22 protein-coding genes are annotated in these 25,468 nt (G+C 65.2%); 11 read left to right on the top strand and 11 right to left on the bottom strand.

The annotated features are described in order from the left end of the window. Positions 1-211: 211 nt before the first annotated feature. The 4 genes from ACYCVF_RS07220 (at position 212) to ACYCVF_RS07205 (ending at position 4,202) form a co-directional block, all read left to right on the top strand. The gene (locus tag ACYCVF_RS07220) at positions 212-1,945 is read left to right on the top strand and encodes an adenylate/guanylate cyclase domain-containing protein (protein ID WP_459604569.1); all 1,734 of its coding nucleotides are present in this window, start codon (positions 212-214) and stop codon (positions 1,943-1,945) included. Between the two features lie 332 nt (positions 1,946-2,277). Next, entirely contained in the window at positions 2,278-3,477 is a 1,200-nt protein-coding gene (gene sorA, locus ACYCVF_RS07215) for a SorA family sulfite dehydrogenase catalytic subunit (RefSeq protein WP_459604568.1), read from the top strand. A gap of 11 nt (positions 3,478-3,488) precedes the next feature. Further along, positions 3,489-3,797 carry a SorB family sulfite dehydrogenase c-type cytochrome subunit gene (gene sorB / locus ACYCVF_RS07210; protein ID WP_459604567.1) on the top strand — a complete coding sequence of 103 codons (309 nt, stop codon included), beginning with the start codon at positions 3,489-3,491 and terminating at the stop codon, positions 3,795-3,797. 204 nt (positions 3,798-4,001) lie between these two features. After that, positions 4,002-4,202 carry a cold-shock protein gene (locus tag ACYCVF_RS07205; RefSeq protein ID WP_008563500.1) on the top strand — a complete coding sequence of 67 codons (201 nt, stop codon included), beginning with the start codon at positions 4,002-4,004 and terminating at the stop codon, positions 4,200-4,202. A 173-nt stretch (positions 4,203-4,375) separates the two neighbouring features. On the opposite strand, the gene ACYCVF_RS07200 is transcribed toward ACYCVF_RS07205, so the two are convergent. Beyond that, positions 4,376-4,837 (bottom strand): Lrp/AsnC ligand binding domain-containing protein, encoded by a 462-nt coding sequence (locus ACYCVF_RS07200; protein ID WP_018317238.1) that lies wholly within the window; start codon positions 4,835-4,837, stop codon positions 4,376-4,378. Between the two features lie 113 nt (positions 4,838-4,950). On the opposite strand from ACYCVF_RS07200, the gene putA reads away from it, so the two are divergent. Beyond that, positions 4,951-7,950: a bifunctional proline dehydrogenase/L-glutamate gamma-semialdehyde dehydrogenase PutA gene (gene putA / locus ACYCVF_RS07195; protein ID WP_459604566.1), complete on the top strand. Its 3,000-nt coding sequence runs from the start codon at positions 4,951-4,953 to the stop codon at positions 7,948-7,950. A 115-nt stretch (positions 7,951-8,065) separates the two neighbouring features. Continuing rightward, positions 8,066-9,271, top strand: coding sequence for a CaiB/BaiF CoA transferase family protein (locus ACYCVF_RS07190; RefSeq protein ID WP_459604565.1), 1,206 nt, complete (start codon positions 8,066-8,068; stop codon positions 9,269-9,271). A gap of 15 nt (positions 9,272-9,286) precedes the next feature. Here the strand turns inward: ACYCVF_RS07190 and ACYCVF_RS07185 are convergent, their stop codons facing one another. Next, positions 9,287-9,904 (bottom strand): TetR/AcrR family transcriptional regulator, encoded by a 618-nt coding sequence (locus tag ACYCVF_RS07185; RefSeq protein ID WP_459604564.1) that lies wholly within the window; start codon positions 9,902-9,904, stop codon positions 9,287-9,289. A gap of 90 nt (positions 9,905-9,994) precedes the next feature. Between ACYCVF_RS07185 and ACYCVF_RS07180 the strand changes: the two genes are divergently transcribed. Further along, positions 9,995-10,642, top strand: a complete 648-nt coding sequence (locus ACYCVF_RS07180; RefSeq protein WP_459604563.1) for a glutathione S-transferase family protein — start codon at positions 9,995-9,997, stop codon at positions 10,640-10,642. Positions 10,643-10,648: 6 nt separating this feature from the next. Here the strand turns inward: ACYCVF_RS07180 and ACYCVF_RS07175 are convergent, their stop codons facing one another. From ACYCVF_RS07175 to ACYCVF_RS07150, 6 genes are all read right to left on the bottom strand, one after another. Beyond that, entirely contained in the window at positions 10,649-10,813 is a 165-nt protein-coding gene (locus ACYCVF_RS07175) for a hypothetical protein (protein WP_459604562.1), read from the bottom strand. An 80-nt stretch (positions 10,814-10,893) separates the two neighbouring features. After that, on the bottom strand, positions 10,894-12,432 hold the full coding sequence (locus ACYCVF_RS07170; RefSeq protein ID WP_459604561.1) for a hypothetical protein: 1,539 nt from the start codon (positions 12,430-12,432) through the stop codon (positions 10,894-10,896). A 92-nt stretch (positions 12,433-12,524) separates the two neighbouring features. Then, positions 12,525-13,505 carry a hypothetical protein gene (locus ACYCVF_RS07165; protein WP_459604618.1) on the bottom strand — a complete coding sequence of 327 codons (981 nt, stop codon included), beginning with the start codon at positions 13,503-13,505 and terminating at the stop codon, positions 12,525-12,527. A 271-nt stretch (positions 13,506-13,776) separates the two neighbouring features. Next, positions 13,777-14,274 (bottom strand): TPM domain-containing protein, encoded by a 498-nt coding sequence (locus tag ACYCVF_RS07160; RefSeq protein WP_459604560.1) that lies wholly within the window; start codon positions 14,272-14,274, stop codon positions 13,777-13,779. A gap of 5 nt (positions 14,275-14,279) precedes the next feature. Then, on the bottom strand, positions 14,280-15,167 hold the full coding sequence (locus ACYCVF_RS07155) for a TPM domain-containing protein (RefSeq protein ID WP_459604559.1): 888 nt from the start codon (positions 15,165-15,167) through the stop codon (positions 14,280-14,282). Between the two features lie 132 nt (positions 15,168-15,299). Further along, entirely contained in the window at positions 15,300-15,908 is a 609-nt protein-coding gene (locus ACYCVF_RS07150) for a LemA family protein (protein ID WP_061028633.1), read from the bottom strand. Between the two features lie 207 nt (positions 15,909-16,115). Between ACYCVF_RS07150 and ACYCVF_RS07145 the strand changes: the two genes are divergently transcribed. The 3 genes from ACYCVF_RS07145 to ACYCVF_RS07135 are packed head-to-tail and all read left to right on the top strand — an operon-like array spanning position 16,116 to position 19,336. Next, on the top strand, positions 16,116-16,970 hold the full coding sequence (locus ACYCVF_RS07145; protein WP_459604558.1) for an enoyl-CoA hydratase: 855 nt from the start codon (positions 16,116-16,118) through the stop codon (positions 16,968-16,970). Between the two features lie 5 nt (positions 16,971-16,975). After that, entirely contained in the window at positions 16,976-18,124 is a 1,149-nt protein-coding gene (locus ACYCVF_RS07140; RefSeq protein ID WP_459604557.1) for an acyl-CoA dehydrogenase family protein, read from the top strand. A 15-nt stretch (positions 18,125-18,139) separates the two neighbouring features. Beyond that, the gene (locus tag ACYCVF_RS07135; RefSeq protein WP_459604556.1) at positions 18,140-19,336 is read left to right on the top strand and encodes an acyl-CoA dehydrogenase family protein; all 1,197 of its coding nucleotides are present in this window, start codon (positions 18,140-18,142) and stop codon (positions 19,334-19,336) included. Between the two features lie 214 nt (positions 19,337-19,550). Here the strand turns inward: ACYCVF_RS07135 and ACYCVF_RS07130 are convergent, their stop codons facing one another. The 3 genes from ACYCVF_RS07130 to ACYCVF_RS07120 form a co-directional block, all read right to left on the bottom strand. Continuing rightward, complete coding sequence (locus ACYCVF_RS07130) at positions 19,551-21,875, bottom strand: xanthine dehydrogenase family protein molybdopterin-binding subunit (protein ID WP_459604555.1); 2,325 nt, start codon at positions 21,873-21,875, stop codon at positions 19,551-19,553. A 123-nt stretch (positions 21,876-21,998) separates the two neighbouring features. Continuing rightward, positions 21,999-23,090, bottom strand: coding sequence for a S1C family serine protease (locus tag ACYCVF_RS07125; RefSeq protein WP_459604554.1), 1,092 nt, complete (start codon positions 23,088-23,090; stop codon positions 21,999-22,001). 171 nt (positions 23,091-23,261) lie between these two features. Beyond that, complete coding sequence (locus tag ACYCVF_RS07120; RefSeq protein ID WP_459604553.1) at positions 23,262-24,137, bottom strand: dihydrodipicolinate synthase family protein; 876 nt, start codon at positions 24,135-24,137, stop codon at positions 23,262-23,264. Between the two features lie 191 nt (positions 24,138-24,328). On the opposite strand from ACYCVF_RS07120, the gene ACYCVF_RS07115 reads away from it, so the two are divergent. After that, a complete protein-coding gene (locus ACYCVF_RS07115) occupies positions 24,329-25,465 on the top strand; it encodes a diguanylate cyclase domain-containing protein (protein ID WP_459604552.1) in 1,137 nt (378 codons plus the stop codon). Positions 25,466-25,468 lie beyond the last annotated feature (3 nt).

Raw genomic sequence — 25,468 nt, 5'->3', positions numbered from 1 at the left:
TCACCGAGACGCAGGGGGCAAAGCGGAGCATCCCACCATCGAGGGGCCGGCGCGGGATGGTGGACACGGCGCGCAAGAGCCGCGCCTTTGCCTACCCATCCATTCCATACTATCTTGTAAGCTTGCGGCGCATGTGATCGGTCAAGCTGTCGTCTCCCGGATTTCAACGCCACGCTGGCTGTTCTCCTCGATGAACTGATACAACCGAATCATGGCCACCGCTCCCGTACACATGCCCGAACTCGTCCGCGCCACCGGCGTGCGGCAGGTGCGGCTCATCTGCGGCGTCATCCTGTTCGCCTATGTGGTCAGCCATTTCCTCAACCATGCACTCGGCAACATCTCGGTCGATGCCATGGAGGTCGGCGTCTACTACCACATCGTCTTCTGGCAATTCCTACCCGTCGCGATCGTGTTCTACACGGCCGCACTCACCCATATGGGCCTCGGCATCTTCGCGCTGTATCAGCGCCGGCAGTTCCGCTGGCGGACGATCGAGCCGGTCCAACTGGCGCTGGGCCTGAGCATCCCGGTTTTGGTCATGGGGCACGTGGTCGGGGTGCGGCTCGGCTACACGCTGTACGATCATCAGAAGCTCTATCCGCAGGAGCTCTATCTGTTCTTCGTCGCAGCGCCGGGCCGGCTTTGGCAGATGACGATCCTGCTTCTCATTGCCTGGGTGCACGGCTGCATCGGCATCTTCTTCTGGCTTCGCCTCAAACCGTTCTTCACGCGCGCAGCGCCCTACCTGCTCGCGGCCGCCGTGCTGATCCCGACGCTGTCGCTGCTGGGCATCTATCAGGGCGGCCGCAGCGTCGCCGTCGAGAGCGAAGATGGGGAGTGGCGTACCCAGAACCTCACCCGCCGTCAGGTCGGCACGGTCGCTGAAGGCAATACGCTCGACCGCATCACCGGCAGTCTCACGATCGGTTATTTCGGATTGCTCGCCCTGGCGCTCGTGGCACGCGGCGCGCGTGCCTTGCGCGAGCGGCGCGGCGGCATGATCGCGCTGTCCTACGGCAACGGCAAGACGGTGCGCGTGCCAAAAGGCCTCTCCGTGCTGGAAGCGAGCCTGCGCCACAACGTGCCGCATGCCAGCGTCTGTGGCGGCCGCGCCCGCTGCTCGACCTGCCGGATCCGCATCATCGGCGATCATGACGCCCTGCCCGAGCCGTCGCAGCGCGAGGCCTTCGTGCTCACCCGCGTCGGCACTGCCGATCCCTCGATCAGGCTCGCCTGCCAGCTGCGGCCGACGTCCAACCTGTCCTTCTTTCAGCTGTTCACGCCGCACACACTGTCCGCGAATGCGCAGGCCTCGACGTCGGCGGGTATCGGCCAGGAGCGCTATCTCGTCAGCCTGTTCGTGGACATGCGCGGCTCGACGCAGCTTGCCGAGAAGCGGCTGCCGTTCGACACGGTCTTCATCGTCAATCGCTTCCTCGGCGCGGTCTCGCAGGCCGTGATCGAGAACAGTGGCCAGCCCAACCAGTTCGTCGGCGACGGCATGCTGGCACTGTTCGGGCTGTCGGCCGACCCGCAAACCGCGTGCCGTCAGGCGCTGAAGGCCGCCAGCAGCATCGCAACGCATATCGACGAGCTCAACGAGCTCCTGAGCCACGATCTGCACCAGCCGATCCGCTTCGGCATCGGCATCCACGGCGGCGAAGTCATCATCGGCGACATCGGCTATCGCGATCACATCGTGTTCACCGCGCTCGGCGATGCCGTCAACGTAGCAGCGCGCCTCCAGGACATGACCAAGACGCTGGCTTGCGAGGCGGTCGTGTCGGAAGAAGTCCGCCGCACCGCCGGCCTTGCCGACGATTCCCTGCCGCAGCAGGAGGTCGCGATTCGCGGCCGCGACGAGCCGCTTGCGGTGCGGGTAGTGGCTGATGCGAGGGAGCTGACGGCACTGGTCGACGATAGCGCGCGCATCGCTGCGTAAGGCGAAGCCACACGGGAAGTCTGCTCCCTCCCCGCCTGCGGGGGAGGGTTGGGGAGAGGGTGTCTCCGCAACGGGACGATCCCCAAGCCGACAGAGCCTTCACCCGGCGCTTCGCGCCGACCTCTTCCGCAAGCGCAGGCGGGAGAGGTGAAGAGCGCCCGCGTAAGATCGAAACGACCAATCATCGCCGCGCAACACCGCCGCGTTGCAACGCAGCGGCATGGGCTGGCTGCGAAAGCACGAATTGACTTCATCCAAATCATTGCGACAGATGAGCGTGGGTCTCGGGGTGATGACCGCGATCCAACGAAAAGCTCCGGGAGGAGACCAGAATGTTCGACCGACGCGACCTGCTCAAAGGAGCGGGTCTTGCCGCCCTTGCGGCGACACTGAACTCCACCAGAGCGCTGGCGCTCGACACTGTCACCCTGCCCTTCGCCAATGGCGAACGACCGCTGGTGAAATATCCGCAGAAGCGGCCGATGATCGGCCTGACCAGCCGGCCGCCGCAGCTCGAGACGCCGTTTGCCGTGTTCAACGACGGCCCGATCACGCCCAACAACGCGTTCTTCGTGCGCTATCACCTCTCCGACCTGCCCTACGATCTCGATCCCGACAAGTTCACGCTGGAGGTCAAGGGCAAGGTCGACAAGCCGCTGAAACTGTCGCTGAAGGACATCAGGAAGATGAAGGCGACGGAGATCGTCGCCGTCAATCAGTGCTCCGGCAACAGCCGCGGCTTCGTCGAGCCGCGCGTCGCCGGCGGCCAGCTCGCCAATGGCGCCATGGGCAATGCGCGCTGGCGCGGCGTGCCGCTGAAGACCGTGCTGGAGATGGCGGGCCTGCAGGCCGGCGCCAAGCAAGTCACCTTCAACGGCATGGACGGCCCAGTCAGCGACAAGACGCCCGACTTCGTCAAGGCGCTCGATATCGATCACGCCACCGACGGCGAGGTGATGCTGGCCTATGGCATGAACGGCGAGGACCTTCCGTTCCTCAACGGCTTTCCGCTTCGCCTGATCGTGCCCGGCTATTACGGCACCTACTGGGTCAAGCACCTCAACGAAATCACCGTCATCGACAACGTCTATGACGGCTTCTGGATGAAGTCGGCCTACCGCATTCCCGATACGCCCAACAACGCGATCGAGCCGGGCACCGCGCCGAAGGTGACGATCCCGATCAACCGCTTCACCATCCGCTCCTTCATCACCAGCGTTCCCGATGGCGCCAGGCTGAAGGCCGGCCGCACGACCCTGCGCGGCATCGCCTTCGACGGCGGCAAGGGCATCAAGGAGGTCCAGGTCTCCACCGACGGCGGCAAGACCTGGGCGAACGCCAAGCTCGGCAAGGATCTCGGCAAATACTCTTTCCGCGAATGGAAGTTGCCGGTGAAGCTTGCGGCGGGCAGCAATGAGCTCAAGGTCCGCGCCACCGGCAATGGCGGCGAGACCCAGCCCGATACCCCGCGCTGGAACCCGGCGGGCTATCTGCGCAATGTCGTCGAAGCCGTCCGCGTGACCGTGGCCTGAAGGAGGTGATCATGCAGCGCACCGTTCTCTTCGCCATGGCTCTCGCGCTTGCCGCTGCCGTGGGCTCGGCACTTGCATCTCCGGTCAACTACAAGATCCCCGATGAGGTCGCCGCCTTCAAGCCCGGGCCCAATCTCGAGGTCGTGCAGGGCAATTGCAGCGCCTGCCACTCGGCCGACTACATCGCCACGCAGCCGCCGATGAAGGACAAGAAGGGCTTCTGGCAGGCCGAGGTGACCAAGATGATCAAGGTCTATGGCGCACCGATCGACGATGCCGATGTCGGCAAGATCGTCGATTATCTGGCCGCGACTTATTGACGGCACGCGGCGTGACGGTCAATTGACCGCGAAACGGGCAAATCCGGCAAGAACGCTACGAAGTTGAGCGGAATTCGGCGAAATGCCGATGTGGTTTGAGCTACCAAGCCTGCCACATTCCGCGTATCCTGTTAGGACCGAACCGGCCGGTTGGCGGGGACTGGCGGTTCGAGATCTCGGAGGAAGACCCGCGGAGAAGTCGTGATGGCTAAAGGTACGGTCAAGTGGTTCAACCCGACGAAGGGTTATGGATTTATCCAGCCTGCGTCGGGTGGCAAGGATGTGTTCGTGCATATCTCGGCAGTGCAGAAAGCCGGTCTGTCCACCCTCAACGAGGGACAGACGGTGGAATACGAAGAGATCGCAAACCGGGGCAAGACCTCCGCAGAGAACCTCAAAGTATAAGCCCGCGCCAGCCTTTGCTGCCTCCCGGATCAATCCGGGAGCGGGGCCAAAGAAATTTCAGAAGACGGCCAGTGCATTCGACGACAGGCGTTGCGATTGCACGAGGATAGCTATTTTTCCTGTGAAGACCGCTTGTTCGACGCCACAGCAATGACAATCGCGACGGCATGTCGTCAGCCCACCGGCAACGGTGCGTCGCGCTTGATCTCCTCCATCACCGCATAGGTCCGCGTCTCGCGCACGCCCGGCATCGACAGCAAGGTCTCGCCGAGAAAGCGTCGATACGCCGCCATGTCCGCCAGCCGCGCCTTCACAAGATAGTCGAAGCCGCCGGCAACCATGTGACACTCCAGCACTTCGGGCGCGAGTTTCACCGCGCGCGCGAAACGCTCGAAATTGTCGGGCGTCGTCTTGTCGAGCAGCACCTCGACGAACACCAACAGTCCGAGGCCAAGCCGGTGCGGATTGAGCCGCGCACCATAGCCTTCGACAAAGCCCTCGCGCTGCAAGCGCTTCAGCCGCTCGCCGATCGAGGTCGGCGACAGCCCGATGCGCTCGGCGAGCTCGACATTGGCGATACGCCCATCCTCCTGCAAAATCGAAAGGATTTTGCGGTCGATTCGGTCAAGTTCCATATTATATACGGCCAGATTACCTATTGACTTAGTTTTCTAAGGCAATTCTGATTATTTGTCTATCGAACTACGGTCACGTGGGCTTTATCCTGGAATTCAACACAGGACACGGCATGCCGAACACCCCGCCTCCCTTCTCCGCGCCTTACGCGCCCGACGACACCGAGATCGCCGCGCGCCTCTTGCAGGCGTCGCATCTGTCCCCGCCGCAGGAGACACAGATCGACCGCACCGCGACGCGGCTGATTGAGGCGATCCGCAAACGCGACGACCGGCTCGGCGGGGTCGAGGACATGCTGCGGGAGTTCGCGCTCTCGACCAAGGAAGGACTGGCGCTGATGGTGCTGGCCGAGGCGCTGCTGCGCGTGCCTGATGCGCGCACCGCCGACCAGTTCATCGAGGACAAGCTCGGCGAGGGCGATTTCATCCATCATGAGACGAAGTCCACCGCGTTCCTGGTCAACGCCTCGGCCTGGGCGCTCGGCCTGTCGGCGCGGGTGATTCAGCCGGGCGAGACGCCCGACGGCACCATCGGCCGTCTCGTAAAGCGGCTCGGCGCACCCGCCGTGCGGACTGCCACGCGCCAGGCAATGCGGCTGATGGGCAATCATTTCGTGCTGGGTGAGACCATCGAGCAGGCACTGGAGCGGGGCCGGCCGCGCTCCGGCCAGAAGCCGCGCTATTCCTTCGACATGCTCGGCGAAGGCGCGCGCACGGCGACGGACGCCAGACGCTATTTCGACGCCTATGCCAGCGCCATTGAGACGATCGGCAAGGCGGCCGGCAACCATCCCCTGCCCGATCGGCCGGGCATCTCGGTCAAGCTTTCGGCGCTGCATCCGCGCTTCGAGGCGATCAGCCGCGAGCGCGTGATGGCCGAACTGGTGCCGCTGCTGCTGGACCTCGCCCGACGCGCCAAGGCCCATGACCTCAACTTCACCGTCGATGCCGAAGAAGCCGACCGGCTGGAGCTGTCGCTCGACGTGATCGCGGCGACGCTCGTCGATCCCTCGCTCGAAGGCTGGGGCGGATTTGGCCTCGCGATCCAGGCCTATCAGAAGCGTGCCGGTGCGGTGATCGACTATGTCGACGAACTCGCCCGCGCGCATGAGCGCAAGCTGATGGTGCGGCTGGTCAAGGGCGCCTATTGGGACACCGAGATCAAGCGCGCCCAGGAGCGTGGGCTCGACGGCTATCCCGTGTTCACGCGCAAGACGATGACCGACCTGAACTACGTCGCCTGCGCGACGAAGCTGCTGGCCTTGCGGCCGCGCATCTTCCCGCAATTCGCCACCCACAACGCGCTGACGGTCGCGACCGTGCTGGAGCTGGCCGCCGGCAGCGGCGGCTTCGAGTTTCAGCGCCTGCACGGCATGGGCGAGGCGCTCTACGAGCAACTCGCCAAGGATCACCCTGAGCTCGCTTACCGCACCTATGCGCCGGTCGGCAGCCATCGCGATTTGCTCGCCTATCTGGTACGCCGGCTGCTCGAGAATGGCGCCAATTCCTCCTTCGTGGCGCAGGCCGCCGATTATCGCGTGCCGGTTTCTGCGCTGCTGCAGCGTCCGGCAGACGCCATCGGCCGGCCGCAAGCGGCAGCCCATCCAAGGATCCCACTCCCCCGCGATCTGTTCGCGCCGGAGCGGCGCAATTCGCGCGGCGTCGAATTCGGCGAACGCGCTGCGCTCGACCGGTTGCTGGCAGACGTGAGAGGCGAGACGACTAATCTCAAACCGATCGCCGATGCCTCGCCGGATCAGGCCAACGCTGCAGTGGCTGCTGCGCGCGCCGGCTTCGCCGCCTGGAGCCGGACCCCGGCGGGCACGCGCGCAGCGGCACTGGAACAGGCCGCGCATCTCCTGGAGCACCGGAGCGCCCGTTTCATCGCGCTGCTGCAAGCCGAGGGCGGCAAGACGCTCGACGACGCACTCTCCGAGCTGCGCGAGGCCGCCGACTTCTGCCGCTACTACGCAGCGCAGGGGCGAAAACTGTTCGGCAGCGAGGCTGCCATGCCGGGCCCGACCGGCGAGAGTAACGCACTCGCCCTGCGCGGCCGCGGCGTCTTCGTCGCGATCTCGCCGTGGAATTTCCCGCTGGCGATCTTCCTCGGCCAGGTCACGGCCGCGCTGATGGCTGGCAACAGCGTGGTCGCCAAGCCCGCCGAGCAGACGCCGCGCATCGCGCGGGAGGCCGTCGCCCTGTTGCACGAGGCGGGCATCGCCAAGAGCGCGCTGCACCTCGTCTCCGGCGATGGCCGCATCGGGGCCGTGCTGACCGCGCACCGTGACATCGGGGGCGTCGTCTTCACCGGCTCGACCGAGGTGGCACGCTTGATCAACCGGACTCTCGCCGCCAAGGACGGACCGATCGTGCCGCTGATCGCGGAGACTGGCGGCATCAATGCGATGATCGCAGATGCCACCGCGCTGCCCGAGCAGGTCGCCGACGACGTCGTGACATCTGCCTTCCGGTCCGCCGGCCAGCGCTGCTCGGCGCTCCGGCTGCTGTTCGTGCAGGAGGACGTCGCCGATCGCATGATCGAGATGATCGCGGGCGCTGCGCGCGAGTTGAAGATCGGCGATCCCTCTAACGTCGCGACCCATGTCGGGCCGGTGATCGACGAGGAAGCCAAGCAGCGTCTCGATGCGCATATCGCGCGGATGAAGTGCGAGGCGCGGATGCACTTTGCAGGCCACGCGCCGGAGGGCTGCTTCGTCGCCCCGCACATCTTCGAGCTCGAGGAGGCCGGTCAACTCACCGAGGAGGTCTTCGGCCCGATCCTCCATGTCGTACGATATCGCGCCGAGAACCTCGCGCGCGTTCTGCAAGCGATCGAGCGCACCGGCTACGGGCTGACCCTCGGTATCCATTCCCGGATCGACGACACGATCGAGGCAATCATCGATCGTGCCGAGGTCGGCAACATCTACGTCAACCGCAACATGATCGGCGCCGTGGTCGGCGTTCAGCCCTTCGGCGGCAATGGCCTGTCCGGAACCGGTCCCAAGGCCGGCGGCCCGCACTACCTCGCGCGCTTTGCGACCGAGCAGACGGTGACGATCAACACCGCCGCAGCCGGCGGCAATGCTGCCCTGCTTGCGGGAGAGGAGTGAGGCCCTGCACCCAGCGCCGTTGCATCCCGGCAAGACATCGGTCTAATGCTGCCATGACCTGGCCGCGCCAATTCCAGCGTGCGGAAAACGACAAGAGCGAGGGAGCAACGCCGCGATGGACAAGGGCATTTTTGCGGGGCTGAAGGTTCTGGACTGCGCGAGCTTCATCGCAGCGCCCGCAGCCGCGACCGTGCTGTCTGATTTCGGTGCCGACGTCATCAAGATCGAGCCGCCCGGCACAGGCGATCCCTACCGCAACCTGCCCAACCTGCCGGGCTATCCGACCGGCGAACACAATTTCGCCTGGCTGCTGGAGGCCCGCAACAAGAAGAGCATCGCGCTCGACCTCTCCAAGCCGGAGGCACAGGCCGTGCTCTACAAGCTGGTCGAAGAGGCCGACGTCTTCATCACCAACATGCCGCCGCCGGTGCGCGCCAAGCTCGGGATCACCTATGATCACCTCGCCCATCTGAACGACCGGCTGATCTACGCCTCCTTCACCGGCTATGGTGAGAAGGGCGAGGAAGCCAACAAGCCCGGTTTCGACAGCAACGCCTACTGGGCCCGCTCCGGCCTGATGGACCTCGTCCGCGCCGACACCGACACGACGCCGGCCCGCTCGGTCGCCGGCATGGGCGACCATCCCTGCGCCATGGCGTTCTACGGTGCGATCGTCACCGCGCTCTATCAGCGCGAGAAGACCGGCAAGGGCTCGCATGTCGCCTCCAATTTGATGGCGAACGGGGTGTGGGCGGCGAGCGTGTTGGCACAGGCAAAGCTCTGCGGCGCCAAGTTCGGCGAGCGGCGGCCGCGCGAGCGCGCGCTGAACGCGGTCGCCAACCACTACCAGTGCAAGGACGGTCGCTGGCTGATCCTGTCGCTCCTCAACGAGGAGAAGCAGTTTCCGACGCTGGCCCGCTGCCTCGGCCGCGAGGATCTGATCGACGATCCCCGCTTCGCCACCAAGGCCGACCGTCACGCCCGCTCGGTCGAGCTGATCAAGATCCTGGACGAGACCTTTGCGACCAAGGATCTCGCCGAATGGCGGAAAATCCTCGACGGCAGCGGCCTCGTGTTCGGCGTCGTCGCCATTCTGGACGACATCCCGAACGACAAGCAGATGCTCGACAACGAGGTGCTGGTGCCGTTCGAGAACGACACCATGCTGACCATCAACAGCCCGATCTGGATCGACGGCGCGAAGAAGGTGCAGCCGCGCAAGCCGCCCGCCGTCGGCGAGCACAGTGACGAGATTCTGCGCGGGGCGGGATACGACGAGGCGGCGATCAAGCAGCTTCGGTCGAACGGGGCGGTGGGATAGGCCCGCGCGCCGGCGTTACTTCCGCGCGATCAAGCTGCCCACCAGCTCCAACAGCTCCGCCTTCGCCTCACGGCGGAAGCCGGCTCTGGGCGTGGCGAGTTGGCGAAAGAGCAAGCCGATCAGCGCCGAGACGAACAACTCGGCGTGGCGGCGCGGGTTTGGTGACTTGGCAGCTTTCAGCGCAAGCTCCGCACTCTGCCGCCACGTGTCAAACCACTCGGCGACCACGGGCCGATAGTGCTCCTGCCTCGCGGCGGCCAGGAAGGCCTCATAACAGGCGATATGCGTCTCGGCTTCTGTGCCGAGCTCGCGGACGTAGAAATCGACCAGCGCATCGATCCAGGCCTCCACCTCGAACGCCTTGTCCTGAAGGCTGAGAGCCAACGCACGCAGCCTGCCGACTTCGCGCGCCAGAGCGAACTGCAGGGCTGCCTCAACCAGCGCATCACGAGTTCCGAAATGATGCGTGACCGCACCAAGCGAAACCCTGGCCTCGGCCGCAACGGCCCGGTGAGTCACGCCGTCGAGTCCATGTCGCCCGATGATGCGCAGCGTTGCCTGCATCAGGGGCCGCTCCCGCTCGCCCGACTCTGTTTTTGAAGTTTTTGAATCCCTGCTCATCCAGCCCAGCATCCAGCTCTTGACCCACGACAGAACAAATGTTCTGTTATGCGGATCATATGTAATATCGTCGTCTAGGCCGCCGAAGGCAAGGAGCGTTCAATGCCCAGCTACCGCCTCCACTATTTCCCCGAGTCAGGCAACAGCTACAAGCTCGCGCTGATGCTGACGCTCTGCGGCGAGCGGTTCGAACCGGTCTGGACCGATTTTGCCGGCGGCATCACACGCACGGCGGACTGGCGCAGAACCGTGAACGAAATGGGCGAGATTCCCGTGCTCGAAGTCGACGGCGTGAAGATGACGCAGACCGCGCCCCTCCTGCTCAAGCTGGCCGAACATTACGGACGTTTCGGCGGCGAGACGCCGGAGGAGAAATTCGAGCTGCTGCGCTGGCTGTTCTGGGACAACCACAAGCTCACCGGCTACATGGCGGCCTACCGTTACATGCGCACCTTCATACCCGATGGCGATCCGCAGGTGCTGAAGTATTTCCGGCGCAGGCTCGACGATTTCATCGGCATTCTGGAGCAGCACCTCGTCCACAACGCTTTTGCGATCGGCGCAAAGCCGACGGTCGCCGACTTTTCCATGATGGCCTATCTGCATTATCCGAGTGACGAGCACGGCTACGATTTCGCACAGAGCCATCCGGCCATTCACGCCTGGCTCGGCCGCGTGGCCGCGCTGCCCGGCTGGAAGCCGGCCTACGACCTCTTGCCCGGCAAGCGCCTGACGCATTACGCGACGTGAAGGAAATCAGCGCAACGCCAGCCAGCCGAGCGTGAACAGGATGCCGCCGACCATGACGGCTACCGCGACCGCCCAGGTGCTGACACGGACGCTGCCGGTGACCTGCTTGGCTTCCTCATTGTGCGCGATCGCGCGATTGCGTTCCTTGTTGGCTTCGCTCGTATCCGTCATGGGTCATCCAAATCGCTCGTTGGCGCAATCTTGCGCGTGATCTTTTCGGAAAACCGCTACACACTTTTCCGGATCACGCGCTAACGCGTCTTGATGAAGCACATGCCGATACGGTTCGAGGCCGCCGCTGCCTGACAGGTGAGACCTTTAGCACAGCTCCATGACGTAAAACTCCTATCCGGCGTTCCCGATCCCTCATCTAGCAGGGAACAATGCGCGCCCCAGCCGTCCTGATATTCCGTACCGGCGAGTTCGCGGCGGCCGCGGGTTTGCGGCCTGCTGGCAAATCCGCGTGAGAAATCAGGACGTTTACCCGCGGCGAACGCGGTCAGGATGTCGCGGCGGCGGAGCTGGTCGCCGAAGAAATGCGGCGAGGCGAGCACGATGGCCGAGTTCGAGGGCTTGTCCGCAAGCCAGTCGACGCCCGGGAAATGGAAACCGCCGATGCCGCGAGTCTGGTGGCAGCCGGCGCAGGTGACGTCGTTGAGACGGCGCTGGAACCCGGCGACCGAGCGGACGTTTTGCATGTCGATGCCGCGTGCGGCCGCCTGCTTCAGCGCGCTGACCACATCATTGTCAGTGAAGACGGCATCGCCTTTTCCTTCTCCTTGCATCATGCCGAACTCCGGCTGCAGCGCCGAGGCATCGAGGCCGGCGGGGGTCGGCACCACCGCGGCCCTGGCCAGGAATTTCTCCGGGATCAGCACGGTGCCGCGATCGAACTCGCGCAGATGATCGGGCGCGAGCAGCCAGGCCTTGAAGTCGCGCCGGAGCGCATCGTCGCCAAGGATCCTGTCGCGGTCGATCTGGTTCTCCAGCGCCGATTCCTCGAACGTCTTCGTGGCTGCGTCGTACTTGAACACCTTGAGCAGATAGTCGGAGCGGAAATCGTGCAGCGTCGATTTCGGCGCGACCGAGACCTGGATGTTGGTTTCGATGCGGTCGAGCATGGCGTCGTAAGGAGGGACGCGACTGCCGATCAGGCCTGGCCAGTCGCCATTGTCGAGCCAGCGCCGCGCGACCTCGGCGCAGGCGACAGGCCTACCGTTCCCGTCCGTCCGGCGCGCGGCGCGCGCCTTCATGACGAGGTTGAGCGTCATCGGCAGACGCGTTGCAGTCTTGCCGCCATCCGGCCTGCCGTCGAAACGCGCGAGACGATAGATCAGCCGGATCTCGCCGCAGGACTCGTCCGAGACATAGGCGCGGTCCATGCGATTGACGATGCCGGCCAGCACGAAACGGGTGTCGTGCGATTTCAGGCTGGCGAGGTCGAACAATTGCACATCGAAACCCTCGCCGACACCGATGGTCTCGGCCGGATATGCCGCCTTGTACCGCGCGACATAGCGGTCGAATTCAGCATCGATCGCCGGCGGAATCTCTTTCAGCTGCGGCAGCGACGCGAACATCAGGTCGGTCGTGAGCGGGACGTCCGCGTTCCGCTCCGGCGAGAGCAGACGCGAGATCGTCAGCGTATCGTTCTGGTCGAAATTGCGCAGGAGATCGGGATCGGTGATCGCAGTGCCGCGCGTCAGCGCAGTAGTCTCCGCTGCGAATAGCGGATCGACGCCGCCGAACAATGCGGTGACGACAAAGAGAATTCGCAACGCGCGGCTCATGCCTCAGGTAACACCGCGCAGGGACGCCTATTCAAGTAAAAAGGCGCCTCACATGGTGGTGAGGCGCCTTCTCGAAAGTCGATATCGAACGCTCAGCGCGACACAATCAGGCCCCTGCTGGTGACGACCACCCAGCGGCCGTCCTGACGGCGGATCGCATCGACGCGGCCAACGCCGGGGATGGGATCACCGGGATAGACCTCGTAAAGCCCGTCGCGGCCCTCGATCAGCGCACCGCCATTGCCGGCATTGCGCAGCCTCCAGCCTTCGATCGTCGGCAGACGCCCGACCTCGGACTTGGGCGCGGCAGGCGCCGGTGCCGGCGCGGCCGCGACATGGGTCGGCGCAATCGAGCCGGTGGTCTCCTTGGCCGATGCGGCTGCGGCCTGCGCGGGCGCGGCGGTCGGCGCGGCGCGGAGCTTGTCGACGGTCTCTGACAGCTTGGCGATCTTGGCCAGCGGTTCGGCCTGGGCCTTCTCGAGCTTATCGAGGCGGTCGTTGGTCCGGTTGAACTGGCTGACGCCGGTTTTCGCGCCTTGCTCGACATTGGCCTTCAGTGCAACGAGGTCGGCATCGATCCGCGCGAGCGAAGCGTCCACCGCGCTGGTGTCGGCGACCTGCACCGGCGCCTGGGCCGGGGCGGCGAAACGCATCATGCCGGCGGTCGCAAGCGCGCCGCTGATCGCACCGACGCAAGCGGCAATCGCCACCACCGCGGCCATCGCAGACAAGCGGCGCTTGCCACCGGCCTCGCGCGGCTCGTCCGCCTTCACATGGGGGGCGAAGTCCTCGCGGTCCCAAGATCCATTCCACGAGCGCTCCGAGGGCGCCATCACGATCAGCTTGCCGGGCTTTGGCTCGGCTTTGGGTTCAGCTTTGGCTTCGAATTTCGGCACGTCGATCCGCGGGGGCTCGACTTTGGGAGCATCCGCCTTGACCGGATCCGGCTTGGGCGGCGCCTCGTGATCGGGGGCGATCGAGGGGGCGTCGATCCCGGCAGCAGCCTCCATGGCGTGCGGCGCGGTCGCTGCGGCTTCGACGGCGCCATGATCCTGGGCAGCCTGCTCGGGCATTGGTTCGCTCACGGCTCAAATACTCCAGTCTGGATTGACCTTTTGGTAACTTTCATTGCTTGCGAAATCCTTACCTTCGGACCCGCTTACCGAAACTTTAGGATTTGATCCGGGGCCGAATTTGGCCGGGAAAATGGAACCGGCGTGGCGGGTGTGAAACAATTTGTAACCGGGGAAGATGAACGGCGGCGCAACGGCCTGGCCGTCGCGCTGCCCCCACATCGCCATTACGACGGAGGGGGCGGCACCTGCAGCCCCACATCACATTCCGTCACATCACCACCGGCTCGTCCGGCAGCTCGTTCGAGTGCCGGCCCTGCGGCGGAAAATGCCGCGCCAGTTCGCGCGACACTGCCTCGATGCCACCGATCACGCCGCGCTCGAACCGACCCGATCTGAACTCGGCCTCCATCGCGCGGCAGATGCTCTCCCACCCTTCGACACCGACCTTCGCATCGATGCCGCGATCGGCGACGATCTCGACGTCGCGGTCGGCGAGCAGGAGATAGATGAGGACACCGTTGTTGTGCGCGGTGTCCCAGATGCGCAACTGAGAGAACACGTCGAGCGCTCGTTCGCGTGCCGGCTGATTACGGAATAACGGCGCGCCGTCAAGCGCCCCTTCGACGACGAAGCGGACCTGGCCGGAATGGGTGGCTTCGCCGCGCTTGATCGCCTGCTCGATACGGTCGAGCACGGCAGTCGGAAAAATCTGCTTCGCGCGCCAATGATGCTGCACGAGATGTCGGGCAATGCGCTTGATGCTCATGACCGCTACCAGCTCCCCGAGGCGCCGCCGCCGCCGAAACTGCCCCCGCCGCCGCTGAAGCCCCCGCTACTCGACGATCCGCTGCTCCATCCGCCCGAAGAGCCGCTCGACCACGAGCCGCCGCGCGAGCGGCCGGTGCCCGGCGTTATCGCCGAAAACAGATCAGCGACAAACCCGATGATGAAGCCGAGGACCCCGAGGGCCCCGGCGAGCGCGGCGGAGCCGAGAATGAGCCAGGTCAGCGCCGCAATGATGCCTCCGGTCGTCAATGATCCGAGCAGCCGACCCAGCACGGCCCGGAAGAACCCGCCGACCCCAATCGAGGCGAACAGCGTCACGATGAAGAGCGGCGCGAGGTCGTCCAAATTCCCGAAATGAACGGTCGGCGAGGGAACCGGCAGCGGCTCGCCGTCAATCACCCGAATCATCCGATCGACGCCGTCGGAGATGCCGCCGGCAAAATCGCCTGTTCTGAATTTCGGTGTGATGACCTCGTCGATGATGCGCCTTGACGTGACGTCGGTCAGCGCACCTTCGAGGCCATAGCCGACCTCGATGCGCAAGTGTCGGTCGTTCTTGGCAACGACGAGGATCGCGCCGTCGTCGACCTTCTTGCGTCCGATCTTCCAGGCCTCCGCGACGCGGATCGAGAACTGCTCGATCGTCTCCGGCTGCGTGGTCGGCACGATCAGGACGGCGATCTGACTGCCCTTGCGGTTCTCGAAGACTTGCAGCTTTTGCGACAGCGCGGTGATGTCGGCGCTGGAGAGCGTGCCGGTCTGATCGACGACGCGGCCGGTGAGCTCGGGTATGTCGACGTCGGCGAAGGCGGGAAACGCTAGGACGAAGAAGAGGGCGATGACCGCCATCGCCCGCAACAAGTTTGCTGTCATCGCCCGCGAAAGCGGGCGATCCAGTATCCCAGAGGCAGCCGTGCTTGAATCGAGAAGCAGCGGCTTACTGGATTCCCCGCCTTCGCGGGGAATGACGGCGGTGGGCGAGGCGCGCATGCGAGACGAACGCGCTTACTTCGATGGCGCCGGGGCCGGGTTGAAGTCCACCTTCGGCGCGGTCGAGATCGCCTTCTCGTTCTCGACCGTGAAGTTCGGCTTCTCCTTGTAGCCGAACATCATGGCGGTGAGGTTGCTTGGGAACGAGCGGATGGTGACGTTATAGTCCTGCACCGACTTGATGTAGCGGTTGCGTGCCACCGTGATGCGGTTCTCCGTCCCCTCGAGCTGCGACATAAGGTCCTTGAACAGGGCATCGGACTTCAGCTGCGGATAGTTTTCGGTGACGACCAGAAGCCGCGACAGCGCGCTCGACAGCTCGCCCTGGGCGGCCTGGAATTTCTGGAACGCGGCCGGATCGTTCAGCACCTCGGGCGTCGCCTGAATGCTGCCGACCTTGGCGCGGGCATTGGTGACGCCGAGCAGCACGTCCTTCTCCTGCTGCGCAAACCCCTTCACCGAGTTGACGAGATTGGGAACGAGATCGGCGCGACGCTGATACTGGTTCACGACTTCAGACCAGGCGGCCTTGATCTGCTCGTCCTCGCTCTGGATCGCGTTGTAGCCGCAATTGGTCAGGCTCAGCGAGGCCAGCGCCGCCAGCACGGTCAGGATCTTGCGCATCAAATTTCTCCCGGTGGAATCTGACGCAAATTACCAGAAGCGCGTTCCCGATTGTCTAGATTTCTTCCGTCATTCCGGGTTCGCTTCGCGCGCCGGGATGACGGCACGGATGAGCGCGTCCAGCCGGCTGACGCAAGCCTCTTGCCTATCACGGGCCGACATAGTCAACTCCGGCAAAACACAAGCGGAAACGCCAGGGGGAACGCGATGTCCTCGTTCGAGACCATCCTCGTGGAACGGCCGGACCCGGCGATCGTCCGGGTCGTGATGAATCGGCCCGAGGCGCGCAACGCGCAAAACCTGCAGATGACCTACGATCTCAACGCCGCCTTCGACGCGGCCGTGCAGGACGATACGGTCAAGGTCATTATCCTCGCCGGCAACGGCCCGCACTTCTCGTCCGGCCACGACCTGCGTCCGGGCGGCAAGAACGCCGCCGGCGCGGATTTTCCGCCGATTGGAAATTGGGGCGGCTTTGCGGAGCCCAATGCGCATGGCCGCTTCGCGCGCGAGCAGGAAATATATCTCCAGATCACGCGACGCTGGCGCAATCTCGCCAAGCCGACCATTGCCGAGATCCATGGCAAGTGCATCGCGGGCGGGCTGATGCTGGCCTGGGCCTGCGACCTCATCGTTGCCAGCGACGATGCGCAGTTCTGCGACCCCGTCGTCACCATGGGCGTTTGCGGTGTCGAATGGTTCGTGCATCCCTGGGAGCTCGGTCCGCGTAAGGCCAAGGAGTTCCTGTTCACCGCCGACAGTTGGAGCGCGCAGGAGGCGCACCAGCTCGGCATGGTCAATCAGGTCGTGCCCCGCGCCGAGCTGTCGTCGCGCGTGCTGGAACTGGCCCGCCGGATCGCGACGAAGCCGACCTTCGCCCTGAAGCTGACCAAGGAGGCCGTCAACCGCTCCGTCGACATCATGGGCCAACCCGCCGCGATCGACCAGGCGTTTGCACTGCATCAGCTCTGCCACGCGCACAATCTCCAGGAGTTCGGCATGATCGTCGATCCATCCGGCCTGCATCCCTCCGTGCGCAAGCCGCCGGCGGCCGCGGAGTAGACGCGATGGATCTCAATCTCAGTGAAGAGCAAAGATTGCTGCGCGAGAGCGCGGAACGGTTCGTGGCCGAAAGCTACGATGCCGATCATCGCCGCAGGATGGCGAACGATCCGCTCGGCTTCAGCCCGGCGGTGTGGAAACAGTTCGCCGAGCTCGGCTGGCTGGCGCTGCCGCTTCCGGAGGAGTTCGGCGGGCTCGGCGGCGGCGCGGTCGATGTCGGCATCCTGATGGAAGCCTTCGGCCGCGGGCTGGTGTCGGAGCCCTACGTCGCAACCGTGGTGCTCGGGGCCGCACTGATCGCGAGATGCGGCAGCGCGGAGCAGAAGCAGTCGAGCTTGGCCAAGGTGGCAGACGGATCGCTGAAGCTCGCCTTTGCGCATTCCGAGCGCGCCGCGCGGTTCGATCTCACCCAGGTCGCAACCAGCGCAAGAAAGACGGCCGAGGGATGGCGCCTGGCCGGGGAGAAGATCGCGGTGCTCGACGGGCATGCCGCCGACGAGATCATCGTCTCCGCGCTCGTGCATGACCATCACGGCCCCTCTGGGCGGATCGGCCTGTTCGTGATGCCGGCGACGGCGACGGGCCTTGCGGTCTCCGACTATGCGCGCCTCGGCGGCGGGCGCGCCTGCAACATCGAATTGTCCGACGTGCATCTGCCCGAGGACGCCCTGCTCGGCGACGGCAGCGACGCCCTGCCCGCGATCGAATGGGCCGTCGACCGCGCCATGGCAGCACTGGGTGCTGAAGCCGTCGGCATCATGCAGGCGCTGCTGGACACGACGCTGGATTACACCAAGATCCGAAAGCAATTCGGCCGGCCGCTCTCCGCCAACCAGGTGATCCGCCACCGCCTCGCCGACATGGCGATGCAGGTCGACGAATCCCGCTCGATGGCACTGCGCGCGGCGCTGAAGGCGGATAGCCCGCCGGCCGAGCGCGCGCGAGCCGCTTCTGGCGCGAAGGCAAAGATCGGCAAATGCGCGCGCTTCGTCGGCGAGCAGTCGATCCAGCTCCATGGCGGCATGGGCGTGACCGAGGAGCTCGAGGTCGGCGCCTATTTCAAGCGGCTCGTCGCCTTCGACACGCTGTTCGGCGGCAGCGCGCATCATTATGGCCGCCACGCCCAGCTGAGCCGCAGGGCCGTCCCGGCCTGACACCAGGAGAGCATCATGGACCTCTCGTTCAATGCCGAGGAGCGTGCCTTCCAGGACGAGGTGCGCGGCTTCATTGCGAAAAATCAAACCGAGGAAATGAAGCGCGCGACCGCGCTGACGCCGTCGGTGTTCTCCGACCCCGATATCGGCATGACCTGGCAGCGCGCGTTGCACCGCCAGGGCTGGGGCGCGCCGGGCTGGCCGGTCGAATATGGCGGGCCGGACTGGACGCCGGCGCAACGCTGGATCTTCGAGACCGAATGCGCGCGCGCCGGCGTGCCCAATGTCAACGTGATGGGCGTGAAGATGGTCGGGCCCGTCATCATCGGCTTCGGCTCATCCGAGCAGAAGAACTTCTACCTGCCGCGAATTCTCTCCGGCGAGGACTATTGGTGCCAGGGCTATTCCGAGCCGGGATCCGGCTCCGACCTCGCTTCGCTGAAGACCCGCGCAGTGCGCGAGGGCGACGACTACGTCATCAACGGCACCAAGATCTGGACCACGCATGCCCACCACGCCAACCGCATGTTCGCGCTGGTGCGCACCGGCGACGGCCCACGGCAGCAGGACGGCATCAGCTTCATCCTGATCGACATGAAGACGCCGGGCATCACCACGCGCCCGATACTCACCATCGGCGGCGACCACGAGGTCAACCAGGTGTTCTTCGACGACGTGCGCGTGCCAGTGGCCAACCGCGTCGGCGAGGAAGGCAAGGGCTGGACCTACGGCAAATACCTGCTCGAGTTCGAGCGCGGCTCCGGCATTGCGTCGGCCAAGCTGCGCGAGGGGCTGAAGGCCATCGCGGACCTTGCCGAGTCCGACCTGACGGGCCGCGCGATCGACAGCCCCGATATCGCCACGCGCATCTCCGAGGTCGAGGTCGACATCGACGCGCTGGAGATGACGGAGCTGCGCGTGCTCTCGGCGCTGCAGACCGGGCAGAATCCCGGCGCGGTGTCGTCGATCCTGAAGCTGCGCAACAGCGAAATCCGGCAGGCGGTGACGCGGCTGGGGGCCGACGTGATCGGTCACGACGCGCTCGTCGTCGAGCCGATGCGCCCGCTCTACAAGCTCAACCACGAGCCGGCGGTTCCAGAGGAGATGCTGACGGTGATGCCGGAATATCTCAACGGCCGCGCCTACACGATCTTCGGCGGCACGTCGGAGATCCAGCGCGACATCATCGCGAAGATGATGCTGGGGATTTGAAGGGCACAATACGTACCGCGCACGCGGTGTCGTCCCGGACAAGCGCAGCGCAGATGCGGGACCCGTAACCACGGGAAGAGGTTATGGGTCGAGCTGGTCACCACGAATCTTCGCTAAGCCACTTCGTGTGGCGAGAGGTCCCGGGTTCGCGCTTTGCGCGCCCCGGGACGACGAACTGAGTTAGAGGCAGCTGTTAGCGCAGATAACTCAGCACTTAGCTGCCCGCCTTCGCGTCCTGGATCGCCTGCCAGATCTTCTGCGGCGTCAGCGGCGTATTCAGCTGGGTGATGCCGAGTTCTGCGAGCGCGTCCATGACACCGTTGGTGACGCAAGGAGGGCCACCGATGGCGCCGGATTCGCCGCAACCCTTGGCGCCGAGCGGATTGGTGCGGCAGGGCGCGGAATCATCCAGCGTCACCACGATCGGCGGCACGTCGTCGGCGCGCGGGATGCAGTAGTCCTGGTAGCTGGCGGTGAGGAGCTGGCCGTCAGCGTCGTAGGAGACGCCTTCGTACAGCGCCTGGCCGATGCCCTGCGCCACGCCGCCGTGGATCTGTCCCGTCACCAGCATCGGGTTTACGGCGACGCCGACATCGTCGACCGTGGTGTAGCGCACGACGCGGGACACACCGGTCTCGGGGTCGATCTCGACCTCGCAAATATGGGTGCCGTTCGGCCAGCTCGGACCATCGACCTCGCCCTCTGAATCGACGCTGAGCTTTGCGCCGTTTTCTTTCTCAGCGAGATCGAACAGGCTGATGCGGCGGTCGGTGCCGACCACGGTGAGCATGCCGCCCTGGAATTCGATGTCCTCGACCGAGGTCTCCAGCACGTTCGCCGCCTTCTCGCGCGCCTTCTGAATCAGATCGTTGGAGGAGACCGCCACCGCCGTGCCGCCGACGAACAGCGAGCGCGAGCCGACGCTGCCGAAGCCCAGGGCGAGATCAGTGTCGCCCTGCACGACGTCGATCTTGTCCATGGAGATGCCAAGCGTGTCGGAGATCATCTGGGTGTAGGTGGTCTGCAAGCCCTGCCCCATGGCCATGGTGCCGGAATGCAGGACGACGCGCCCTTGAGAGGTCGCGTGCAGGCTGACCTTCTCGGTATGCGCGCGGCCCCCGGTCCATTCGATGTAGGAGGTGAGACCGCGGCCGTAGAGCAGGCCTTTCTTCTTTGCCGCCTTCTTGCGCGCGGCGAAGCCGTCCCAGTCGGCGAGCTTGACCGCGCGATCGAGCATGTGGGCAAAGGCGCCGGAATCATAGACCTGGCCGACCGCGTTGGTGTAGGGCAGCTGCGCCGGCTTGATGTAATTGGTCTTGCGGATCGCGCGCGGATCCATGCCGATCTTGCGCGCGGCGGCGTCGAACAGGCGCTCGACGATGAAGACCGCTTCGGGCCGGCCCGCGCCGCGATAGGCGCCGACCGGCGCGGTGTGCGTCATCACCGACTTCACCTCGAAATGCACCAGCGGCAGATCGTAAACGCCGGTCTGCACGAAAGGCCCGAGCACCAGCGGGATGATGTTCGCCGCACCCGAGGAATAGGCGCCGGTGCAGCCGATCGACTTGACGCGATAGGCCAGCACCTTGCCCTTCTCGTCCAACGCGAAAGCCGCTTTGGAGGTGAGATCGCGGCCGTGGGTGCCGCCGACGAACTCGTCGGTGCGGTCGCCGCGCCAGCGGATCTTCTTGTTCAGCTTGGATGCCGCATAGGCGACGATACCGTCCTCTGGATAGAGGTTGGTCTTCTGGCCAAAGCCGCCGCCAATGTCACCGACCAGCACGTGCACACTGTCCTTCGGACGTTTCAACACGGCTTCCGCCAGTACGTCGCGGGTCGACGCCGGCGTCTGCGACTGCACATGCAGCAGGAGACGGCCGGACTTCTTGTCGACCTCGGCAATGGTCGAACGGGGCTCCATCGCGGAAGGCACGAGGCGCTGGCTGACGACATCGAGCTCGACGGTGTGCGCCGCCTTGGCAAAGGCCTCGTCGACCTTGGCCGCATCGCCATAGCTCATGGCACCGACGATGTTGTCGGGCGCCTCGGGCCACACCACGGGTGCGCCGGGCTTCACGGCTTCGACGGGATCGACCACCGCCGGCTGCACGTCATATTCGACCACGATCGCCTCGGCTGCGCTCTGCGCCTCCACGCGCGACGAGGCCACCACTGCGGCGACCGCCTCGCCTGCGTAGCGCACGACCTCATGGGCGAGCAGGCGGCGCGGCGGCACCGTCATCGGCTTGCCATCGGGACGCTTGAAAATGCTCAGGGTCGGGATGCTGCCGATGTCGTCCTTGACGAGGTCCGCACCGGTATAGATCGCGGTGACGCCGGGCATCGCGGCCGCGGCGCTGGTATCGATCGAGACGATCTTCGCGTGGGCGTGCGGCGAACGCAGCACGTGCAACCACAGCGCGCCGTCCTCCGGCTTGTCGTCGATGAACTGTCCCTTCCCGGTGAGCAGCCTCTGGTCTTCCAAACGCTTGACGGGCTGGCCCGCTCCGAAACGCAAATTGCCGGGAAGAATGTTCATTCCGTTGTGTCCTCGAAATCCGGAAAACGACCGCGGCGGTTTTAACCGATTTTGCGGGCCAGACAACCGAGCCGCGGCACATCTGCAATGCGTGCCGCGCCCCTTAGCCTGGCAAATCGCGGGTCAGGACCGCTCGATGTCGATGATGCCCACATTCACGTCACGGGTGTCCGAGCCCCGCTTGACGGTGAGGCGCACGGTCTTGCCGGCGCCGGCCTGCTCGAGCGCATCGGTCAGGTCGGAGAGGCGCCGCACCGGCTTGCCCTCAATCGCGGTGATGATGTCTCCGACCGCTCCGGTCGAAAAGTTGACACCGCGAATCCCCGCCCGCTCGGCAGGACTACCGGGGGCCGTCCGCACCACGATCACCCCTTCGGCGCCGAGCCGGGTCGAGACATCCTCACCGGCGGCCACGATCCCGATGCCGGGCGTCGGCACCCGGCCGTTGCGGATCAGCTCGGGAATAATCCGGTTCACGACGTCAACCGGGACTGCGAAGCCGATGCCGGCGTTCGACCCTGACGGTGATATGATCGCGGTCGTGACGCCGATCAGTCGGCCCGCGGAATCCAGCAACGGCCCGCCCGAATTGCCCGGATTGATCGCGGCATCGGTCTGGATCACATTTGCAATCTCCCGGCCGCCATGGGTCGGAAGCCTGCGCTTGAGCGCGCTGATGATGCCGCTGGTCATCGACTGGTCGAGCCCGAAGGGATTGCCGATCGCAAAGGCGGATTGCCCGACCTTCAGGTCGCTCGAGCTGCCGAGCGCAACTGGCGGTGGAAGCTCGCGCACGCTCCGGATCCGCAGGACCGCAAGATCGTAATTGGGAGCCGTGCCGACGAGGTCGACCTGGGCCACCTCTCCCGAGGCAAAGCGCACGGCGATCTCGCCGCCACTGGCGACGACATGATTGTTCGTCACGAGGTGACCCTCGCGGTCCCAGACGAATCCCGTGCCGGAAGAGCCGCCCTGGCCTTCCTCACCCATGAGAGGATTGGCCGCCGACCTCACCGCCACCTGGACCACCGAAGGGGACACGCGTTCGAAGATTTCGATGGTCGCCTTTTCGCCATCGGACAGCGGACCGCGCTGCTCGACCGCGCGTGCGGAGGGCGCCGCCCATGGGACAGGGGCATGCAGGATTTTCGCCGCAGTGACGGCAAGCAGCAGGGCGGCGAAGGCTGCCGCGGCAACCGCGTAGCGACGATTCATCGCTGGCCACCGTCTCCAGTGCAGAATACGGCCTTGGAATGCATATGCATGGGGTGACAGACCCGGTTCACGCAGCAACGTCGCAAACGAACGGAAGTTTCCCGGTGGGGCAGATAAGGGTTTTCCTGGCTCATGCACGGGTGCCGGGGCATATTGCCGCGTGGTAACCAGTTAGGTCAGCTCGCGCAGCGCCATTTCCACGACCTTCCGTGCATCGGCCGTCAGCGGCGCCTGCGGCGGGACGGGATCGCCGACGTCGTAGCCTTGGATCGAAAGCCCCGCCTTGATACAGGCCGCGAGATTGAAGCGGGCGAAGGCTTCGTTGATGCGCCAGAGCCTGCGCTGCAGGGTCATGGCCTCGTCCCAGCGGCCGGCCTTGCAGAGGTCGTACAGCGCGACGCTCTGGCGCGGGATGATGCAGGCCGGGCCCGCCATCCAGCCGAATCCGCCGATCAGCATCACCGCCGCTGGGATATGAGCCGAGGCCGAGAATACCCGCAAGGACTCGCCGCAGCGGTTCATGATCGAAAGCAGCCGGCCGGTGTTGGTCGAGGCATCCTTGATGTAGCCGATGCGCGGATGTTCGGCGAGGCGCGCAATGACGTCGAGGGTGAGATCGGAGCGCTGGAATTGCGGATTGGTATAGATGACGACGGGGACGTCGACGGCATCGGCGATGGCGCGGAAGTAGGATTCAACCTGGGCATCGCTGAGCGGGAAATACGCCTCCAGGATCGCCAGAATGCCGTCAGCGCCGAGCTTCCGATAGGCCTTTGCCTGCGCCACCGCGTCCGCCGTGGAGGTGGAGGCGACGCCGGCTACGACAGGCACGCGGCCCCGAGCGGCCTCTATCGTGGTCTGCACGACCGCCATGCGTTGCTCGGCGTTGAGATAGGCGAACTCGCCGGTCGAGCCCAGCGGGGTCAGACCGTGCACGCCGGCGCCGATCAGGTCGTCGCAGAGCTTTGCGAGCACGTTGGTCCGCACCGTGCCGTCGGCACCGACGGGCGAGACGAGATAGGGAAAGACACCGTGGAATTCGGTCATGGCGGGGTCCGATGCTGAAGGCTGGAGCATACCGGCAATCAGGCGTCGCGCGCCCTGTCACTGCTGCTAACACGCGACAAAATTGCCAGCAAGCTTGCGCATTGACCATTCCTTAAGGACGTTTCGCGCCGGCCGTCATGTCGCGCCCTTCTCCTACGCCTTGTTAGGGAGTGATGGCGATGGTGCCGGCCATGCCCCTCACAATGTTGTCCAGGCATTTGCACCCCGATCCGCGCATCCGGCGCGAGCTCGTCGATCTCCTGTACACATCCCTGCCGCAAGTGTCCGCCATCGGCGTCACGTCGGTGACGGGCGCCGTGGCGCTGGCCCTCATGAGCGGCGATACCGGCTACGCCGTCATCGCGGCCTTCATCTTCGTCACGGCCGCGGCCCGGACCTGCTCGCTGTTCCGCTACAAGTCACGCGCGGCGCAATTCTCCGATGCCGACGTGATCCGCTGGGAGCGGCTCTACGGTGCGGGCGCTTCGGCGTTCGGCCTTGCGCTCGGCATGCTGTCATGTCGTGCGCTCCAGATCGACGACGATCCGGGAGCGTGGATTGCATTCGGGCTCTCGATGTCGTTCTGCGTCGGCATGGTCTCGCGCGCGGCGATCCGTCCCTGGATCATCCTGACGACTGCCGCGATCCTGCTCGCACCGACCATCACGGCGGGCCTGCTGCGGCCCGAGTTCGCCTACAAGCTCGGCGCGGTGATGCTGGTGTTCTTCTGGCTGACCTTGCGCGAAGCTTCCAAGCACCTCAGCGCCGCCTTCGTCGAACGCCTCGAAGCCAAGCATCGGCTGGCGCGGCAGGCCACCCACGATTTCCTCACGGGACTGCCGAACCGGGCCGCGTTTCTCCAGGCCCTGGCGGAGACGCGCGGAGACTTCACCATCATCGCCATCGATCTCGACGGCTTCAAGCCGGTCAACGACCGGCACGGCCATCACGTCGGCGACGATCTGCTGCGCCAGGTGGCGGAGCGGCTGTCGGTCTGCATCGGCGGGACCGGGCTTGCCGCGCGCTTCGGTGGCGACGAGTTCATGATGCTCAAGCCGGTTGCCGCCGGCGAAGACGGCCGCGAGGAAGCACTCGCCCTGGCGCGCCGGGCCATTCTCGATCTTTCGATCCCGTTCTTGCTGACCGACATTCCGGTCCGTATCGGCGCGAGCGCAGGAATTCTCGTCAGCGCCGGCGCTGCGACCGCCGGTGCGACGGCGCAGCTCCTCGAGCAGGTCGACCGCGCCCTCTACGCGGCGAAACGTGCCGGAGGCAGCCGCTGCGCATGGGCGGATGAGGACATCCGCCTCGAACGCGCAGCAGGCTGAAGC

The organism is Bradyrhizobium cedriense (assembly GCF_054602315.1).
This window is presented reverse-complemented; position numbering and strand designations above follow the sequence as displayed.